Source organism: Empedobacter brevis (assembly GCF_965118635.1).
Taxonomy (GTDB): Bacteria; Bacteroidota; Bacteroidia; order Flavobacteriales; family Weeksellaceae; genus Empedobacter; species Empedobacter brevis_A.
The window spans coordinates 285,944-302,003 of record NZ_CBCPHV010000004.1; the positions used below are offsets into that span (position 1 = coordinate 285,944).

Here is a 16,060-nt window from a genome sequence, read left to right on the forward strand (position 1 = left end):
GTTTTTTAATTTATTTCAAATATAGCATTATGAAAAAAATTAAGGTTTAAAAATCTACAGATTATTTTACTATTTTTGTTAGCTAAATAACTAAACAATGAAATTTGTATATAGCTTAGCTTTTGCGAGTTTAATTTTATTTACTGCTTGTAAAAAAGAAAAATCGTGGGAAGTGGATGTCAAAGAACAAAATGTTCAGTTGAATATTCATGATATCAGCCAAGATTTTTTTAACGATTCGATTCCTTTAGCAACATTAAGAAAAGAATATCCATTCTTTTTTGATGCCAAAACAGCTGATGATATTTGGGAAAAACAACGTCGTAATGAAGAAGAATTGAGTATTTATGCACAATCTCGAAACGTTTTTGGAGATTTTAAAAACTTAAATCAAACGTTGACACCAATGTTTCAACGTTATCAATTTTATTTTCCAGAATATAAAATTCCAACAATTTATACTTATTCATCAGGTTTGCAAAATATCGATTTTCCTGTGATGTTTAGTCAACAATCTGGCTTAATGTTTATCGCGATGGATGCTTATTTAGGACCAAAGAATAAATTATACGATAGTATTGGTGTAGAACGCTATCTACGAACAAATTTAGATCTTTATCGTTTGCCTTCTCAAGCAGTTGATGCGATTGCAAATGATATTGTTACATTTAGTCCAAGACATCAATTATTTATTGATAAAATGGTTTATGAAGGAAAGAAACTAATTTTGCAAGATGCTTTGTTAACAGATACACCAGATGAATATAAAGTTGGATATACGCCAGAACAAATTCAGTGGTGCATAGAGAATGAAGGACAAATTTGGAACTTTTTCGTTGAACAAAACTATGTGTTTAGTTCAGATCCTTCTTTAGACAAACGCTTTTTAGCAACGAGTCCTTTCTCAAAATTTAATAATGAAATAGAGCAAGATTCTCCAGGAAGAATTGCAGCTTGGATAGGTTTACAAATTATTCGTCAATATCTAAAAGAGAATCCGAAAGTCGAATTGAAAGCTTTATTAGATGATATGGATGGTCAAAAAATCTTTAAAGATTCGAAATATAAACCAGCTTTAGAAAGTAATAATTCAGCAAATTATACAACAAAAACAATTGATGGTAAAATTTACCATTTTGTGAAATAAACTAATAATTAGAAGTTATGAGAACAACAAATATTTCTGTAGAGATTGAATTGGACGAAAATCACGTACCAGAAAAAATGACTTGGAATGCTCCAGATGGAGGAATCAGTCACGAAGAAACAAAAGCAATGTTACTTTCTGTTTGGGATGATAAAGCAAAAGAAGCTTTGCGTATTGATTTATGGACAAAAGAAATGACACAAGATGATATGAAACGTTTCTTTCATCAAATTTTAATTTCGATGTCTAGTTCTTATGAAAGAGCAACAGAAGAAAAAGAAGTAGCGCAAAGAATCGCTGCATTTGCAGAAGAATTCGCAATTGCTTCACAAATTAAAGGTTAATTTTCTGGCCCAATAAAACTTTAAGTCGAATTTCGTAACATTTTGGTTTGAAATTCGACTTATTTTATATCTTTAATTTTCTGACAATAGTTTATGAAACAATTATTTTTTGCCTTAACATTTTTAGTCTCAATTTATTCATTTGCACAAGAAGAATGGACAATTGAGAAATGTATTGAGTTTGCTTCTAAAAATAATTTGACTGTTCAGCAAAATACAATCAATCAAGAGATTTTTAATAAAAATCTAGAACAAACTTATAACGCTTGGTTGCCTGTAGTTTCGGGTTATGTAGACAATAATTTTACAATAGGAAGCTATAATCCAATAATAGAAAAAGGATATTATCAGTTTTCAAATTCTTTCGGCGTACAATCCAACATTAATATTTATAACGGAGGAATTGTTCAGCTGAATAAAGATAAAGCTGCACTAGAATTAGAAGCTTCTAAAGTGCAAACAGCAATGACAATAAATGATATTTCGTTGCAGATTACAAATTATTATTTAGCGATTTTATTGAACAAAGAATTGAAACGAGTTGCGGTTGGTAATTTGAATATCTCGAAACAATTATTGGATCAAAATCAAAAGAAATTCAAAGCAGGATCTGTTGCTCAATCCATTGTTGCACAATCAGAATCTGAAGTTGCTACAAATACACGTGAAGTGGTAAATGCTCAAATAGAAATAGAACGAGCTTTGTTCAATTTAGCAATGTTACTACAATTGAACGATTACCGAAATTTTGAAGTAACGAATGTAAAAATTCCAGATAATGTAACGTCTCAATTATATAATTTAGAAGATGTTGTAGAAACAGCTTATAACACTCAACCTGTTGTAAAGCATGCTGAATTGCAAATAGATGTTGCAGCAAAAGAAACGCAAATTGCTAGAACTTCATTGTTTCCAAAAATTACAGGAAGTTTTAATTTCGGAACAAATTATATACAATATTTTAATAAAAAATTACATCAAGATGCATTTTTAGAACAATTTGGGCATAATGTAACTGGTGTTTTTGGTGTTGGAGTTACCATTCCAATTTGGAATCAATATTCATATAAAATTAATATTCAGAAAGCATTAATCAACGAAGATTTAACAAAAGTTGGACTTTTACAATCGAAACAAGAGGTGTTGAAAAATGTTCAATCTGCATATTTCGAAGTGAATAGTTCTTATGCATCTTACGATTCGTCAAAAGAAGCCGTAAAATATGCGAAGATTTCGTACGATTTTGCACAGAAATCTTATAATGCTGGCGTTATTAATCTATATGATTTCAATCGATCTCGCAATGATATGATGATAGCAGAATCACGAATGTTGCAAGCAAAATATAACTACATTTTTAAACAGAAAGTATTAGATTTCTACGCTGGCGTTCCAATTACCTTGGAATCAAAATAAATTTTTCTTCATTTCTGCTAGAAAATCATTTAATCAGACATAAATCATCTAACTTTCGTGATGTATCTTTGCAGCATGGCAACAATCTTAAATTTAGAAACTTCAACAAAAAATTGTTCAGTTTCGATTGCTAAAGATGGCGTTCAACTATGTTTGGTTGAAGAAAGTGATGAAAATTATGCACATGGCGAAAAACTAAATCAGTTTGTGAATTGGTGCGTGGAAGGAGCGGAAATAAATTGGAAAGATATCGAGGCAGTTTGTGTATCAAAAGGCCCAGGTTCTTACACAGGTTTACGTATTGGTGTTTCTTCTGCGAAAGGTTTTGCATATGGTTCTGATATTCCTTTAATAGCAATTAATTCATTGCAAATTTTGGCTGAATCACAATTAAATCAAGAAGTTGATTATATCATTCCAATGATCGATGCGCGCCGAATGGAAGTGTATACCGCTTTGTTCGATAAGCAAGGAAATCAGCTAACAGAAACAGAAGCCAAAATAATCGATGAAACATCTTTTGAAGATTTGAAAGGAAAGAAAATTATTTTTGTTGGTGATGGAGCAGAAAAATGTCAAGAAGTTTTAGCGTATTTGGATGCTACATTTGTCCAAACTTTTCCATCGGCGAAAAATATGATTCGCGTTGCAGAAGAAAAATATAATCAAAAATCATTTGAAGATGTTGCGTATTTCGAGCCATATTATTTGAAAGATTTTGTAGCTGGAAAAAAGAAATCTGAATAAAATAAAAAAAGATAATTATGAAAAATCTTGTGTTGACAATCGCTTCATTATATGGAATGACAGCGGTTATATTAGGTGCTTTCGGAGCTCATGCTTTTAAGAAAATATTACCTGCCGAAAAATTAGCAAGTTTTGAAGTTGGTGTTCGTTATCAAATGTATCATGCAATTGTTTTGTTGGCAGTTGGGCTTTATTTCCAATTTAATAGCGGATTAGAACGCTCTGCAGTTTGGTGTTTAATCGCAGGAACATTTGTTTTTTCTGTAAGTATCTATTTGTTGTCATTCGCAGAACATTGGAATACGAATTTAAAATTTCTAGGACCAATAACGCCGCTTGGAGGATTATTTATGATTATTGGTTGGGCTTTATTAGCTTGGATTTTTATGAAAGGAAAATAATTTTGTTTAAATTTATATAATTGTTAATCAGTTATATGGATTTACGAAAAAAACTGTTAGTTGGGTTATTATTTTTACTTGCAATTAATATAAAAGCGCAAGATAAATTAGTGTTAACTACGCCTCTTATCTTTGAGCATGACAACTTTGAATTGAAATTGTTTAACAATAATCAATTCAAATATAAATCAGTTTTTTTTAGTTGTATTGTAGAGTTAGATATAAACGGTAAAGAAATTAATAATGCTGATTATAGTTTTGCAGAAGGAACTTATCAAGTAAAGAATAATAAATTAATCTTAACTGTGAAATCGTCAAGTGGATATTATTCGTTACAAAAAGAATACTATTTTTTAATTCTTGATAAAAAGACTTTTTTGATATCTAACAAGGATCGAAAAAATCTTAAAGAAGTAAGAATGAAAAGTCCGAACAAATCTTTTCCGAATTATATTATAGCTACTAATAATAGAAGAGAATATACTTTTTATCAAACAGAACAAAAAGTAAACTTAATTGGTTACGAGAAAGAAAAAATATATCAATTGTTTAAATAGAAAAACGGCTCAGTAATCTGAGCCGTTTTTTGTTTATATTTATTCAAAATCATCTTCGTCAAATTCGAATTCTTCGAATGTACATTCTATTTCAAATGGAATATCTTTATCAGATTCTTCCACAAAATCCTGTACTTCACCTTTCCAATTCAATGTCAAAATTCCTTTGTCGTTTACACTAAAAGTTAATTCGTTATTGACAGTTTCGTAGTCTTCTTCCGAAACATTCAAGGTTGTGTAATATACTTCTACAAGTTCACCTTCTTCATCCTCTTCCTCGACAAAGCCGTAAGGAATAGAAACTTTTTTACCATTTAATTCCTCTAAATTTTCTACGTCTAAAGGAAAATCATCGATAAATAAAGAAAGTTGAGGAAAATCATTTTGCAAAGAATCTCCTTCTACATGTTCTAAGTCATCAGTCGAATGTATTTCTACCAACAAACATTTTTTATTTCCTTGAAATACCAATTTACATAGCGATTTTTCAATATGATAATTAAATGTTTCATCCGGATGGAAGAACTTAATTGTTTTCATTGTTTTGTTAATGTATGTTATTAATTATGAGTACGAATATAATTAAGTTCAATTAATTATCACAAAAAAATTACTAGAAATTATGTTTTTCAATATTTTAAATAAAAAAAAGCTATACACTTTTGTGTATAGCTTTGTATGATAATAATTTATATCAATTATTTTGCAGCTTCTTCTGTAACTGGTTTTGCAGATAAATCTACTTGTAATAAAACTTCGTCTTTTACGATAGAACCTCCAGCTCCAGTAAAAGTAATTCCGAAATCTTTACGGTTAATTCCAAATTCTTCAGATTTGATTGAAACACCATTCGAATCAACTGTTACGTTAGCTTTGAAAGTAACATTTTTAGGAACTCCACGGAAATCTAAGTTTCCAGAAATTTCTGAATTATAATCACCTCCTTCTAAAGCTTTAACTCCTGTAATTTCGAAAGTTGCAGTTGGGAACTTTTCAACATCTAAGAAATCAGCAGATTTTAAGTGCCCGTCTAATTTTCCTTTGCTATCTGCATCTGCATCTAAATCTTTAGATTCGAAAGAAGAAAAATCAGCAACGAATTTTCCAGATTCTAAAACTCCATTGTTTACTTGTACAGAACCTTCTTTTAATTTTACTACTCCGTAATGACCTTCTTCTGGTTTGTTAATATCATCAAAAGTTTTTCCGCCTTTCCAATTTACAACAGATGCAGTTGTGTCAACAGCATATTCTGCAGCACCTTCAGTTGCTGTTGCTCCATCTTTAGCTTCAGTTGCAGCTTTCGTTTCAGTGTTACCTCCACAAGATGTTAATGCAACAGCAGAAACAACAGCTAATGATAAAAATAATTTTTTCATATCGTTTTTTTTAATTTGTTCGTTTACAAAATTATAATATAAATTGATAGTTGATATTGATTTATATCAATAAATGAAATAATTAAACAATTATTTCATATTGAATAATTCTAATACCTTAGCCAAACATAAGAAAAATTATTCAATAGTGCTAAATGTAAATCAACTCAGTTATAATTATCTCGATTTCGAAAATAAAGTACTTAACAATATCAGTTTTGTTGTTAACAAAGGGGAAATTGTGAGTATTATAGGAGAAAGTGGAAGTGGAAAATCAACTTTACTGAAATTGATTTATGGTTTATTGGATTTTAATGAAGGAGAAATTTTTTATCACACGAAGAAATTGCGTGGTCCTGCATATAATTTGATTCCAGGTCATAAAATGATGAAATATGTCGCACAAGATTATGATTTGTTAGATTTTGTAACAGTTGGTGAAAATGTAGGAAAATTCTTAAGTAATTTTGATTTGGAATTAAAACAACAACAAATTGATGAAGCATTAACGGTTGTTGAAATGTTAGAATATAAACATATTTTTCCGAATAAATTAAGCGGAGGACAGCGACAACGCGTTGCTATAGCACGAGCTTTGGCACAACAACCAGAAATTTTATTGTTAGATGAGCCTTTTTCTAATTTAGATCAAACATTAAAATTAACAATCCGAGAAAAAATTATTGATTGGTGCAAGGCACATCAAATTACAGTGATTTTTACAACACATGATTTGAATGATGCTTTTTATACTTCGGATAAAATTTTAGTTTTGCAACAAGGAAATATGATTCAGTTTGATGAAGTAGAAAATGTGAGAAATTTTCCTGTTTCAGCTTATGTAGCAAAGCTTTTTGGTTATGTAAATGTCTTAGATAATTGTGAAGAATTGGGAATAGATTCTTTAAGAATTATTGTTTATCCAGAAGAAATCAAAATTTCAGAAGATGGTAAATTCGAAGGAAAAGTAATTTCTTCAAAATTTCAAGGAAGAGATTATTTGGTTCGATTTACATTCAAAAATATTGAGCTACTTGCTTATTCTTCTCAAAAATTAATGAAAGATGAATTGATTCATTTTGAAGTTTTAAAATTTCATCAATTATGTATTTAGACAGTTTACAGCTAAAGGAATTGTGTAGCGAACGATTGATTTTGATTCCGTTTACGATTTCCATTTGCAAGAATATTTTAGAAAATAATTATACAGATTTAGAGCAATTAAATTTAGTAAGAGGAAATGGTTGGCCAGATGAAGATATGGTTGAAACGTTGCCTCGTATTATGAATAATTTATCAAAAATTGATTATTTAACAGGTTTCGAATCATGGATGATTGTTAAGAAATCGTCACGAGAAGTAATTGGAGATGTTGGTTTTAAAGGATATAATTTCGTTACTAGAAGTTGTGATATTGGTTACGGAATTATAGAAGCAGAGCGAAAAAAAGGTTTTGCGAGTGAAGCAGCTGCAGAGTTGATAAATTGGGCTTTTTCGAAAGAAACGTTAGAAGAAATTACAGCTTGTTGTTTGATAGAGAATATAGATTCAATCAAACTTTTGAAAAGATTAAATTTTACTGAAATAGACAGAGATTCTACAACAATTTATTGGTCATTATTAAGAGAAAATAGATTGAGTTGAAAAAAATAAAAGCGAAATTCTTAAGATGAATTTCGCTTTTTAATTTTTATTTATTCAACAAGAAATTTAAAACTTCTGCTGTAAAATCTTTTGGGTTTTCTGCATGTAACCAATGTCCTGCATTTGCAATTTTCTTGATTTCTGCATTTGGAAAACGTTCTTTGATAATCATTTCATCTTCTGGCATAATATAATTTGATTTTGCACCGCCTAAAAATAAAGTTGGTCCATCAAATTCTCCTTTCAACAATTCAGAACCAATCATTTCTTGATAAAATTTATCTAAAACAGCTAAATTAAATCGGAAAGCATATTTTCCATTATCGGCATGATAAACGTTTTTCAATAAAAATTGTCGTACACCAATTTCAGGAATATATTGTTCTAATGTAGTTTCCACATCTTTTCGCGTTTCAACTTTGTCAAAATCTACAGATTTCAATGCTTTAAAAATTGCATTGTGATGAGGTTGATATGCTTTTGGAGCCATATCAGCAACAATTAAATGATCTAATCTATTTTGATGAATCATCGCGAAATCAATTACAATTCTTCCACCAAGAGAATGACCTAAAAGATGTGCTTTTTCGATAGAATTAGCATCCATATAATTTACAATATCTTGTGTCATTGCAGCCAAAGAAGAATCTTCGTTATGAAAACTGCGTCCATGATTGCGCAAATCTATTAAATGTGTTGTAAAATATTCGCCAAAATGTTTTCCTAATGTGCTCCAGTTATCCAATTGACCAAACAATCCATGAAAAATCAATAAGTGCTTTTCTCCAGAACCAATAATTTTACTATGTAATATTTCTGTCATTTTTTACAAATTTGCTAATTCAATTTTACGTAAATAAGCTTGTATTGTATTTTCTAAACCTAAATACAATGCTTCAGAAATTAATGCATGACCAATTGAAACTTCTGCAATTGTTGGAATTTCTCGAATGAAAAATTCAATATTATCTAGACTCAAATCATGCCCAGCATTTACAGCCAAACCATTTTCAATAGCTAATTTAGCAGTTACTTTGTATGGATCGATTGCTTGAAGATTTCCCAAACCATATTGTGTTGCAAATTCTTCTGTATACAATTCTATTCTATCGGCTCCCGTTTTAGCAGCAGCTTCTACTAAATCAGGATTTGGATCTAAAAAAATAGATGTTCTGATTCCTGCATCTTTAAAAGTTTTAATCACATCCGTTAAATAATCTTGATGTTTTATTGTATCCCAACCAGCATTAGATGTTATTGCATCTTCAGCGTCAGGAACTAATGTAACTTGTTCTGGTTTCGATTTTAGAACCAATTCTATAAAACTATCAATTGGTTTTCCTTCGATATTAAATTCTGTTGTTACAACAGGTTTTAAATCATATACATCTTGATAACGAATATGACGTTCATCTGGACGAGGATGAATGGTAATTCCTTGTCCTCCAAATTCCTGAATTTTGATTGCCGCTTCTACAAGATTTGGCGTATTTCCACCACGCGCATTACGAATAGTGGCAATTTTATTTATATTAACACTTAATTTAGTCATGATTTTATATTATAATTTTTTAATATCAGAAAGTGAAATACTTTGCATAATTTCTAAGTCAAATTTACGACAAGCTGTTAACAAATGATCGAAAATATCAGATTGAATTCGCTCAAATTCTAAATTACTTGCTGAAGTTGTAAAACAACCAATTTCTAAAGGCATTCCAAGTGGAGAAACGGGTAATTGTTTTACAATGATTGGATCGTTTAATGAAACAGTTTTCAAGCTTTTCAAATAATGTTCAACATAAATTCTAAAAACACCAATATTTGTCAAGTTTTTACCATTAATATCAAGATCCGAATTTTGAATATTTTGATTATAAATTGATATTTCTTGTCTTTTTTGCTGAATATATTGATGAATTAAGGTAATATCTTCGAAACGATTTAGCATTTCTTCATTGCAAAACTGAAATGAATTAACATTAAATGAAACAGAACGTTTTATTTGGCGCGTTCCAGTTGCTAACATTGCCATATGATTTGTGACTTGCGATGTTACCAAATCTACAGTAGGAACTGTTGCAATAGATTTATCAAATTTTTCAATCTTCACCAAGTTGATATTAATTTCTTTTACCGTTCCTTCTATATCTCCTTTGGAAACGGTAATCCAATCGCCAACTTTTACAATTTTTGAATAAGAAATTTGCAAACCAGAAACAAATCCGAAAATTGCATCACGAAAAATCAATAAAACAGCTGCTGTTAAAGCTCCGAGAACAGTAATAATCGTGTTTTTATCAACCGTAAACAAAATCATTATTCCAGAAATAATAGCAAAAAATGTAATAACAAACTTCAACATTTGCCCAAAAGTTCGCACACCAATAGTTGTATAACTATTCTCCTCGTTGTAAACATCAATAATCGTATTGATAACTCTGAAAATAAGTTGCGTAAAAACAATTAAGAAAATAAGTTGCGTTATACGCTGAACAAGATGAAAAATACTGCCTTCACTTTCGAATAAAATAACATTCATGCTTAAGGCAAAGCTGATTGGAAGAAGATGAATCGAAGAAACAAATACTTTATTTTTATACAAAAATTTTAACCAATCATTTTCAGTAAAATTCCTTAATTTTTTCAGAAGTGGTAGAATAATTGCTCTTAGTACAAAATCTAAAATAAAAAGAATAGCTATCCAAGCAATAATCTCTAGAAAAATAAAAAGATTTTCAGATATATCGATTTTGAAATTTTGGTCGAAAAAAAATTTCACACCTTCAGAAAATTCTTTATAAAAAGATTTATCTTGCATAAGCTGTTATTGAGTTTTAAATTAGATTTGATCGATTTATTAATGCAAAGTTACAGTTTTTAAAATACTAAAATAATGGATAACGATAGTATACTAAATCTTATAAGTGGAATTTTGTTGGTTGTAGGTTTGATAGGAACTGTCTTACCTATTTTACCTGGAGCATCATTAGCATTGTTAGGATTATTGATTTTTAAATTCAGTGGAGATTGTAGTTATACTTGGGGAACATTAATTATTGCAGGACTTTTTGTATTATTAGGCGCACTTCTTGATTATTTCCTTCCTGCTTATATGACCAAAAAATTAGGCGGAACAAAATACGGAATTTGGGGATCTGTTATCGGATTGATTATCGGATTATTTTTTCCTCCAATTGGTTTTATAGTTGGCCCATTTATTGGGGCATTATTAGGAGAATTAATTTTTAGTTCTGCAGAACCAAAAGCAGGACTAAAATCAGCATTTGGATCATTCGTAGGATTTATTTTAACAACAGGTTACGATATTATATTAACATTAATATTTATCGGAATATTTGTTTATCAATTAATGAATTAATCAGATTAAATGATTGAAATTAGGTCATTAAAAAATATTTACCTATATTTGCAAAGAATTTAAAGAAGTAAATGGAGGAGGGCTGGTTATAGCTCTCTTTTTCGTTGTATATGGATTCAAGTAAAGTAAAACAGCTCATAGACGAAGCAATAGCGGAAAATCCGTCATTGTTTCTTATCGATTGGAAAATCACTCCAGATGATAAAATTATTATTCTAGCAGATGGAGACGAAGGTCTTTCAGTCGAAGAAATTGTAAGAATAAGCCGATATGTAGAAAACAATCTTGATAGAGAAGAGTGTGATTTTGCATTAGAGGTTTCTTCTCCTGGGGTAGGTAGTAACTTAACAATGCCACGTCAATTTGTGAAAAATATAGGTAGAACTTTAGAAGCTACACTAGAAGACAAAGTGATGGAAGGTGAAATTGTAGAAGCCGATGAAGAAGGTGTCACAATTTTTTGGGAAGCTCGCGAACCGAAACCTTTAGGAAAAGGAAAAATTACAGTAGAACACGAAGAAAAAATAAATTACGCTGACATTAAGAAAGCGATTATAAAAGTCACCTTTTAAAAAAATTAAAGTTTAATGGACAATCTTGCATTAATCGAGTCTTTTGGAGATTTTAAAGACGATAAAAATATCGACCGTATCACGCTTATGGCAATCTTAGAAGAAACACTAAAAAGTGTTTTGAAAAAGAAATATGGTACAGATGATAACTTTGATATTATTGTAAATCCTGATAAAGGAGACTTAGAGATTTGGCACAATCGTATTGTTGTAGAAGATGGATTCTCAGAAGACGATGCAACAGATATCGAATTATCTGAAGCACGTAAAATAGAGCCAGATTTCGAAGTAGGTGAAGAAGTATCGGAAAAAATTCCGATCGAAGCATTAGGTCGTCGTGCTATTTTAACATTACGCCAAACATTGGTATCTAAAGTAATGGAGCATGATAACTCTAACTTATACGAGAAATTTAAAGGATTAATTGGAGAAGTTGTAACGGGAGAGATTCATTATGTACGTCACAAACAAGTGATTATCATAGATGACGAACAAAACGAAATGATTTTACCAAAAGAAAATCAAATACCTTCAGATTTTTTCAGGAAAGGAGATACATTGCGTGCCGTAGTTGACGATGTAAAATTAAGAGGAGCAAAACCTCAAATTATTTTGTCAAGAACATCACCAAAATTCTTAGAGAAATTATTTGAACAAGAAATTCCAGAAATTTTAGACGGATTAATTACAATTAAAAATGTAGTTCGTATTCCTGGAGATAAAGCAAAAGTTGCAGTAGAATCTTACGATGATCGTATCGATCCAGTAGGAGCTTGTGTCGGAATGAAAGGATCCCGTATCCATTCAATTGTACGTGAATTACGTAATGAAAATATTGACGTAATTAACTACACAAACAACCAAAGTTTATTCATTCAACGTGCTTTAAGCCCAGCTAAAATTTCGAATATCGAAATTAATGAAGAAGAAAACAAAGCCTTAGTTTATGTAAATGCAGACGAAGTATCGAAAGCAATTGGTAAAGGAGGTTACAATGTTCGTTTAGCTTCAAAATTAGTTGGAATGGAAATTGATATTTTCAGAGAAGGAGCCCAAGATGAAGACGTAGAATTATCAGAATTCTCAGACGAAATCGATGGATGGGTAATCGAAGCATTTAGTGCTATCGGGCTAGATACAGCCAAGAGTATCTTAGAACAAGATGTTGATGATTTAATTAAACGTACGGATTTAGAAGAAGAGACAATCTTAGAAGTTATCCGTGTATTAAAAGAAGAGTTTGAAGATTAATTCATACTCAAGTCATAAACAATTCATACATTTGCAAACATTAAAATAAGAGATTAGCTTCATATGTCGGAAACAATAAGATTAAGTAAAGTATTAAAAGAATTAAATATATCAATAGATAGAGCTGTTGATTTTTTAGAAGGAAAGGGTACAACAGTAGAAAAAAATCCGAACTCTAAAATCGATGTGCCAACTTACGATATTTTAGTTAATGAGTTCCGATCTGATGCTAAACAAAAGCAAGCTTCCGGTGAAGTAGTCATTAACAAAATTTCAGATATTAAAGCCGCTGAGAAAAAAGAAGCAGAAGCAAAAGCTGCAACAGAAAAACCAGTCGAAAAGAAACCTGAAATCATTGAAACGACGAAAGTTGAACTAGAAGGACCAAAGACTGTTGGAAAAATAGACTTAGATGCTTTAAAACCTAAAGCCAAGGTAGAAAAACCTGCGGTAAAAACAGAGGTAAAAAAAGAAGAAATCAAGAAAGAGGAAGCACCAAAAGCTGAGCCTAAAACTGAATCAAAAGAGGAAACTAAAGGTCCGAAAGTGATAAAAGTGATTGATCTTGATAAAATAAATAATACGGGTAAACCTAAAAAGCAAGATTCTCCGGCTCCTAAAAAAGAGCAAGCAGAACCTAAAAAGGCGGAAGTTAAAAAGGCGGAAGTTAAAAAAGAGGTGAAGAAAGAAGAAGCTAAAAAGGCGGAAGAGGTTAAAAAGCCTGAAATAAAAACGGAAGCGAAGCCTGAAGTGAAGAAAGAAGAAATTGAAGAAGTAGCAGCAGTTGAACCTCAAAAAATTGAAACTGTTTATACAAAATTAGACGGTCCTAATTTTACAGGTGCAAAAATTGACTTATCAAAATTTGATAAGAAAAAGCCTGATGATAAAAAAGGAAATCAGAAAGGAGCCAATAATGCTGCTGACAAGAAAAAGCGTAAACGTATCCAGAAGAACGTTAAACCAGAAGATGTAGCAAAAACTGGAGAAAACGGAGGAAACAACAACCGCCAAGGAGGAAACAATAACCACGGAGGTGGGAATAATAACAACCGTCAAGGAGGTGGTAATAACCATGGTGGAGGAAATAACAACAACCGTCAAGGCGGAGGAAATCGTCAAGGTGGTGGAAATCGCCAAGGTGGTGGAAACTTTAGAGGAGGTAATAACAGAGGTCCAAGAGTTCCTCAGGTAGAACTTTCTGACGAAGATGTTAAAAAACAAATTAAAGATACTTTAGATAAACTTACAAATAAAGGTAAAGGATCTAAAGGAGCAAAACATAGAAGAGATAAACGTAAAGAACGTCGTGAATTTGCTGAGCAAGAGCAAGAAGCAATGGACATGGACAAAACTTTACAAGTAACAGAATTTGTAACGGTTAACGAATTAGCTTCGTTAATGGATGTTTCTGTTACAGAAATTATTTCTGCGTGTATGTCATTGGGAATCATGGTTACCATGAACCAACGTCTAGAAGCTGATACTATTCAATTAGTTGCAGATGATTTCGGATATGAAGCAGTATTTGCTAATGCTGAAGAAGAAATCTCAACTGAAGAAGAAGAAATCGATAACGAAGAAGATTTAATAACTCGTGCGCCAATTGTAACTGTAATGGGACACGTTGACCACGGTAAAACATCTTTATTAGATTATATTCGTAAAGCAAATGTAATTGCAGGTGAATCAGGAGGTATTACACAACATATTGGTGCATACAATGTAACATTGCCAAGTGGTAAACGTGTAGCATTCTTAGATACTCCAGGTCACGAAGCCTTTACAGCGATGCGTGCTCGTGGTGCTCAAGTAACAGATATTGCAATTATTGTGATTGCTGCCGATGATCAAATCATGCCACAAACTCGTGAGGCAATCTCTCACGCACAAGCAGCAGGAGTTCCAATGATATTTGCAATTAATAAAGTTGATAAACCAGCAGCTAATCCAGAAAAAGTAAAAGAGCAATTAGCTCAAATGAACTTATTAGTAGAGGATTGGGGTGGTACTTACCAATCTCAAGAAATCTCAGCTAAATCTGGTTTAGGAGTAGAAGATTTATTAGAAAAAGTATTATTAGAAGCTGAGGTATTAGATCTTAAAGCTAATCCAAAACGTAAAGCATCTGGTACAGTTGTAGAAGCTGCATTAGATAAAGGACGTGGATATGTTTCAACAATTATTGTACAAACAGGTACATTACATATTGGAGATTATGTATTAGCAGGATCTCACCATGGTAAAGTACGTGCAATGTTAGATGAACGTGGTAACAACGTAAAAGTTGCAGGTCCATCAACACCAGTTACAATATTAGGTTTAGCAGGTGCACCAACAGCAGGTGATAAGTTTAAAGTATATGAAGACGAACGCGAGGCGAAACAAATTGCAACTCGTAGAGATCAATTACAACGTGAGCAAACAATTCGTACGCAAAAACATATTACACTTGATGAAATTGGACGTCGTATTGCTTTAGGAGACTTTAAAGAATTAAATATTATCTTGAAAGGGGATGTAGATGGTTCTGTAGAAGCATTAACAGATTCATTACAAAAACTTTCGACAGAAGAAATTATTGTTAATATCTTACACAAAGGTGTTGGGCAAATTACAGAATCTGATGTATTATTAGCATCTGCATCTGATGCAATCATTATCGGATTTAATGTTCGTCCTGGAGGATCTGCTCGTGAAATTGCAGAAAAAGAAGAAGTTGAAATTAGAACTTATTCTATCATCTATGCTGCGATCGAGGAGATTAAAGAAGCGATGGAAGGAATGTTATCTCCAGAGTTGAAAGAACAAGTTACAGGTAATATCGAAGTTCGTGAAACATTCAAAGTAACGAAAGTAGGTACTATTGCAGGATGTATGGTATTGGATGGTAAAGTTTTCAGAAACTCAAAAATCCGTATAATCCGTGACGGAGTTGTTATACACGATGGTGAATTAGCTTCATTGAAACGTTTCAAAGATGACGTGAAAGAAGTGAACAAAGGTTACGAATGTGGTCTTAACATTAAAAACTTTAACGATATTCAAGTAGGTGACATTATTGAAGCTTACGAAACTGTAGAAGTTAAAAAGAAATTGAAATAATCAATTTTGAATAAATAATTTAAAAGGAGCTCATTTATGAGCTCCTTTTTTTATGAAATAAATTCTATCAATTATTAAACTATAGTATTTTGGTAGAATTAAAATTTATTATTCA

Annotated in this window: 17 protein-coding genes; 12 read left to right on the forward strand and 5 right to left on the reverse strand. The window is 31.3% G+C overall.

Annotated features, from left to right (window positions below; all coding sequences use genetic code 11):
* Window positions 1-97: 97 nt before the first annotated feature.
* From ACMHJW_RS07710 to ACMHJW_RS07735, 6 genes are all read left to right on the forward strand, one after another.
* On the forward strand, window positions 98-1,147 hold the full coding sequence (locus ACMHJW_RS07710) for a gliding motility protein, GldB (protein WP_413532829.1): 1,050 nt from the start codon (window positions 98-100) through the stop codon (window positions 1,145-1,147).
* A 17-nt stretch (window positions 1,148-1,164) separates the two neighbouring features.
* Window positions 1,165-1,491 carry a gliding motility protein GldC gene (gene gldC, locus ACMHJW_RS07715; RefSeq protein ID WP_413532830.1) on the forward strand — a complete coding sequence of 109 codons (327 nt, stop codon included), beginning with the start codon at window positions 1,165-1,167 and terminating at the stop codon, window positions 1,489-1,491.
* Between the two features lie 93 nt (window positions 1,492-1,584).
* Entirely contained in the window at window positions 1,585-2,907 is a 1,323-nt protein-coding gene (locus ACMHJW_RS07720) for a TolC family protein (RefSeq protein ID WP_413532831.1), read from the forward strand.
* Between the two features lie 75 nt (window positions 2,908-2,982).
* On the forward strand, window positions 2,983-3,654 hold the full coding sequence (gene tsaB, locus ACMHJW_RS07725; protein ID WP_413532832.1) for a tRNA (adenosine(37)-N6)-threonylcarbamoyltransferase complex dimerization subunit type 1 TsaB: 672 nt from the start codon (window positions 2,983-2,985) through the stop codon (window positions 3,652-3,654).
* A gap of 17 nt (window positions 3,655-3,671) precedes the next feature.
* Window positions 3,672-4,055, forward strand: coding sequence for a DUF423 domain-containing protein (locus ACMHJW_RS07730; protein WP_413532833.1), 384 nt, complete (start codon window positions 3,672-3,674; stop codon window positions 4,053-4,055).
* A 35-nt stretch (window positions 4,056-4,090) separates the two neighbouring features.
* Entirely contained in the window at window positions 4,091-4,612 is a 522-nt protein-coding gene (locus ACMHJW_RS07735) for a hypothetical protein (RefSeq protein WP_413532834.1), read from the forward strand.
* A 39-nt stretch (window positions 4,613-4,651) separates the two neighbouring features.
* On the opposite strand, the gene ACMHJW_RS07740 is transcribed toward ACMHJW_RS07735, so the two are convergent.
* Entirely contained in the window at window positions 4,652-5,152 is a 501-nt protein-coding gene (locus tag ACMHJW_RS07740) for a hypothetical protein (protein ID WP_413532835.1), read from the reverse strand.
* Window positions 5,153-5,310: 158 nt separating this feature from the next.
* Window positions 5,311-5,991, reverse strand: coding sequence for a YceI family protein (locus ACMHJW_RS07745; protein WP_413532836.1), 681 nt, complete (start codon window positions 5,989-5,991; stop codon window positions 5,311-5,313).
* Window positions 5,992-6,139: 148 nt separating this feature from the next.
* Here ACMHJW_RS07745 and ACMHJW_RS07750 point away from each other — a divergent pair, with 148 nt between their 5' ends.
* Together ACMHJW_RS07750 and ACMHJW_RS07755 are read left to right on the forward strand one after the other, a co-directional pair.
* Window positions 6,140-7,105, forward strand: coding sequence for an ABC transporter ATP-binding protein (locus ACMHJW_RS07750; RefSeq protein WP_413532871.1), 966 nt, complete (start codon window positions 6,140-6,142; stop codon window positions 7,103-7,105).
* Entirely contained in the window at window positions 7,096-7,635 is a 540-nt protein-coding gene (locus ACMHJW_RS07755; RefSeq protein ID WP_413532837.1) for a GNAT family N-acetyltransferase, read from the forward strand. The genes ACMHJW_RS07750 and ACMHJW_RS07755 overlap by 10 nt, the downstream gene beginning before the upstream one ends.
* Window positions 7,636-7,681: 46 nt before the next feature.
* Here ACMHJW_RS07755 and ACMHJW_RS07760 read toward each other — a convergent pair whose 3' ends face one another.
* The 3 genes from ACMHJW_RS07760 to ACMHJW_RS07770 are packed head-to-tail and all read right to left on the reverse strand — an operon-like array spanning window position 7,682 to window position 10,456.
* Window positions 7,682-8,458 carry an alpha/beta fold hydrolase gene (locus tag ACMHJW_RS07760; protein WP_413532838.1) on the reverse strand — a complete coding sequence of 259 codons (777 nt, stop codon included), beginning with the start codon at window positions 8,456-8,458 and terminating at the stop codon, window positions 7,682-7,684.
* A gap of 3 nt (window positions 8,459-8,461) precedes the next feature.
* Entirely contained in the window at window positions 8,462-9,187 is a 726-nt protein-coding gene (locus ACMHJW_RS07765; RefSeq protein WP_413532839.1) for a pyridoxine 5'-phosphate synthase, read from the reverse strand.
* Window positions 9,188-9,196: 9 nt separating this feature from the next.
* Window positions 9,197-10,456, reverse strand: a complete 1,260-nt coding sequence (locus ACMHJW_RS07770; RefSeq protein WP_413532840.1) for a mechanosensitive ion channel family protein — start codon at window positions 10,454-10,456, stop codon at window positions 9,197-9,199.
* Between the two features lie 75 nt (window positions 10,457-10,531).
* Between ACMHJW_RS07770 and ACMHJW_RS07775 the strand changes: the two genes are divergently transcribed.
* The 4 genes from ACMHJW_RS07775 (at window position 10,532) to infB (ending at window position 15,945) form a co-directional block, all read left to right on the forward strand.
* The gene (locus tag ACMHJW_RS07775; RefSeq protein WP_413532841.1) at window positions 10,532-11,017 is read left to right on the forward strand and encodes a DUF456 domain-containing protein; all 486 of its coding nucleotides are present in this window, start codon (window positions 10,532-10,534) and stop codon (window positions 11,015-11,017) included.
* 110 nt (window positions 11,018-11,127) lie between these two features.
* Window positions 11,128-11,589, forward strand: coding sequence for a ribosome assembly cofactor RimP (gene rimP, locus ACMHJW_RS07780; RefSeq protein ID WP_413532842.1), 462 nt, complete (start codon window positions 11,128-11,130; stop codon window positions 11,587-11,589).
* Between the two features lie 15 nt (window positions 11,590-11,604).
* Window positions 11,605-12,840 (forward strand): transcription termination factor NusA, encoded by a 1,236-nt coding sequence (gene nusA, locus ACMHJW_RS07785; RefSeq protein WP_413532843.1) that lies wholly within the window; start codon window positions 11,605-11,607, stop codon window positions 12,838-12,840.
* Window positions 12,841-12,903: 63 nt separating this feature from the next.
* Window positions 12,904-15,945 carry a translation initiation factor IF-2 gene (infB, locus tag ACMHJW_RS07790; protein ID WP_413532844.1) on the forward strand — a complete coding sequence of 1,014 codons (3,042 nt, stop codon included), beginning with the start codon at window positions 12,904-12,906 and terminating at the stop codon, window positions 15,943-15,945.
* Window positions 15,946-16,060: the final 115 nt, after the last annotated feature.

What these genes read in the sequence shown, in the direction of transcription:
- ACMHJW_RS07770 (WP_413532840.1), bottom strand. Translation starts at nt 10,456, where the DNA reads ATGCAAGATAAATCTTTTTATAAAGAATTTTCTGAAGGTGTGAAATTT.
- nusA (WP_413532843.1), top strand. Translation starts at nt 11,605, where the DNA reads ATGGACAATCTTGCATTAATCGAGTCTTTTGGAGATTTTAAAGACGAT.
- ACMHJW_RS07710 (WP_413532829.1), top strand. Translation starts at nt 98, where the DNA reads ATGAAATTTGTATATAGCTTAGCTTTTGCGAGTTTAATTTTATTTACT.
- ACMHJW_RS07760 (WP_413532838.1), bottom strand. Translation starts at nt 8,458, where the DNA reads ATGACAGAAATATTACATAGTAAAATTATTGGTTCTGGAGAAAAGCAC.
- ACMHJW_RS07720 (WP_413532831.1), top strand. Translation starts at nt 1,585, where the DNA reads ATGAAACAATTATTTTTTGCCTTAACATTTTTAGTCTCAATTTATTCA.
- gldC (WP_413532830.1), top strand. Translation starts at nt 1,165, where the DNA reads ATGAGAACAACAAATATTTCTGTAGAGATTGAATTGGACGAAAATCAC.
- ACMHJW_RS07740 (WP_413532835.1), bottom strand. Translation starts at nt 5,152, where the DNA reads ATGAAAACAATTAAGTTCTTCCATCCGGATGAAACATTTAATTATCAT.
- ACMHJW_RS07730 (WP_413532833.1), top strand. Translation starts at nt 3,672, where the DNA reads ATGAAAAATCTTGTGTTGACAATCGCTTCATTATATGGAATGACAGCG.
- ACMHJW_RS07775 (WP_413532841.1), top strand. Translation starts at nt 10,532, where the DNA reads ATGGATAACGATAGTATACTAAATCTTATAAGTGGAATTTTGTTGGTT.
- ACMHJW_RS07755 (WP_413532837.1), top strand. Translation starts at nt 7,096, where the DNA reads ATGTATTTAGACAGTTTACAGCTAAAGGAATTGTGTAGCGAACGATTG.
- infB (WP_413532844.1), top strand. Translation starts at nt 12,904, where the DNA reads ATGTCGGAAACAATAAGATTAAGTAAAGTATTAAAAGAATTAAATATA.
- ACMHJW_RS07765 (WP_413532839.1), bottom strand. Translation starts at nt 9,187, where the DNA reads ATGACTAAATTAAGTGTTAATATAAATAAAATTGCCACTATTCGTAAT.
- rimP (WP_413532842.1), top strand. Translation starts at nt 11,128, where the DNA reads ATGGATTCAAGTAAAGTAAAACAGCTCATAGACGAAGCAATAGCGGAA.
- ACMHJW_RS07735 (WP_413532834.1), top strand. Translation starts at nt 4,091, where the DNA reads ATGGATTTACGAAAAAAACTGTTAGTTGGGTTATTATTTTTACTTGCA.
- tsaB (WP_413532832.1), top strand. Translation starts at nt 2,983, where the DNA reads ATGGCAACAATCTTAAATTTAGAAACTTCAACAAAAAATTGTTCAGTT.
- ACMHJW_RS07745 (WP_413532836.1), bottom strand. Translation starts at nt 5,991, where the DNA reads ATGAAAAAATTATTTTTATCATTAGCTGTTGTTTCTGCTGTTGCATTA.